This is a genomic window from Allobosea sp. P1_A7 (assembly GCF_056406775.1).
Window position 1 is genome coordinate 1 of record NZ_JBFTZN010000548.1, and the last position, 1,553, is coordinate 1,553.

Sequence of the window (1,553 nt, forward strand, 5' to 3'; positions counted from 1 at the left end):
CTGTTCGTCCCGCCCCGGTCCCGTCGCTCCGCCCTCGCCATCCATCTGCATCGTCTGTGCGCCATGGCACAATGGAAAGCCGTCGCTGGCCTCGCAGCGTGAGCCCGTCACCCGGTTGAGTTCGCTTCAATGGTCCGCGGTTAACGTGATGGTGTGGACGGCGCCCGCTGCGGCATCTGGCTCGAATGGAGCTGTGCCAGGATGGTTGTCGTTGAGCAACCCATCTGAAGGAGCGCCGTCCATGACGAAGTCTATCAGCGGTTTGTCGGAAGTCACGGTGGTTGGTCTCGATCTGGCCAAGCACGTGTTTCAGGTCCACGGCATCGATGCTTGCGGGCACGTGATCGTGGCCAAGCCGATCAAACGTGGCAAGCTTCTGGAGTTTTTCGCAGCCTTGCGACCCTGCCTCGTCGGCCTCGAGGCCTGTGGGTCGGCTCATCACTGGGCCCGCGAGATCGGCAAGCTGGGCCATGATGCCCGGCTGATGCCGCCGGCCTATGTCAAACCCTATGTGCGTCGACAGAAGAACGATGCTGCAGACGCGGCTGCGATCTGCGAAGCCGTGACGCGGCCTTCGATGCGGTTTGTTCCGGTTCGCTCAGTGGAGAACCAAGGGGTGCTGATGCACCACAAGGTTCGTGAGCTCCTGGTATCGCAGCGAACGCAGATGCTGAACGCGGTGCGCGGACATCTGGCGGAGATAGGCATCATCGCCGCGCAAGGCCCCAACAAGACCCGTGAACTGGCAGAGCTGATTGCGGCGGGTGATGAAGCCATTCCCTCTCTCGTCCGCGCGGCGCTGATGCCGTTGGTGCGCCAACTCGAACGCCTCGATGCCGAGATCGACCGCACGGATCACACTATCATGGTCCTGGCGCAGGCTGACCCCGTCGCACGCCGCCTGACGAGCATACCCGGCATTGGCCCCGTGACGGCCTCCGCCATCGCTGCCAGTGTTCAGGATATCGCCGGCTTCGCGGGCCCACGCGAGTTCGCGGCCTGGCTTGGCTTGACGCCGCGCCAGAACTCTTCCGGAGGAAAGGAACGGCTGGGACGCGTGTCGAAGATGGGCAATCGCTACTTGCGCAAGCTGCTCGTCGTCGGCGCGCATGCGGTGCTGTATCATCGCAAGTGCCATGCCGACGCACTCAGGCTCTGGGCCTGCAAGCTGATGCAGACCAAGCCCTTCAAGCTCGTGGCCGTCGCGCTCGCCAACAAACTCGCGCGCATTGCCTTCGCGCTCATGCGCAGCCAGTCCCTATACGCAAGAACCCAACCTAACCCGGCATAACGACAACTGCCGGGCGATCGACAACCAATCGAGGGTGACGATGAGGTGATGCGAGATATGGCGGAACCATCCCCAAGCCCGCGGCGCTGTCTGCGCATCAAGAGCGCGATAACGTGATTACGGCCAAGGATGACGCGGACAACATCAGGGCCAGCGCTTAGAAAAGTGCACCAAAAGGCCGAAGACATGACCGCTCCCACGATCCTCGCCGCGCCAAAGAAATCCCCTTGATCAAAGGGCGCCGTCCAGACATGACAACGCC

At 62.5% G+C, this 1,553-nt stretch carries 1 protein-coding gene and 1 pseudogene; both read left to right on the forward strand.

What is annotated here, in order from left to right; genetic code table 11:
- Positions 1-102 (forward strand): annotated as a pseudogene (locus tag AC1D34_RS37470) (IS6 family transposase); the annotation flags it as partial.
- Positions 103-262: 160 nt separating this feature from the next.
- Positions 263-1,291: an IS110 family RNA-guided transposase gene (locus tag AC1D34_RS37475; protein WP_476827018.1), complete on the forward strand. Its 1,029-nt coding sequence runs from the start codon at positions 263-265 to the stop codon at positions 1,289-1,291.
- Positions 1,292-1,553: the final 262 nt, after the last annotated feature.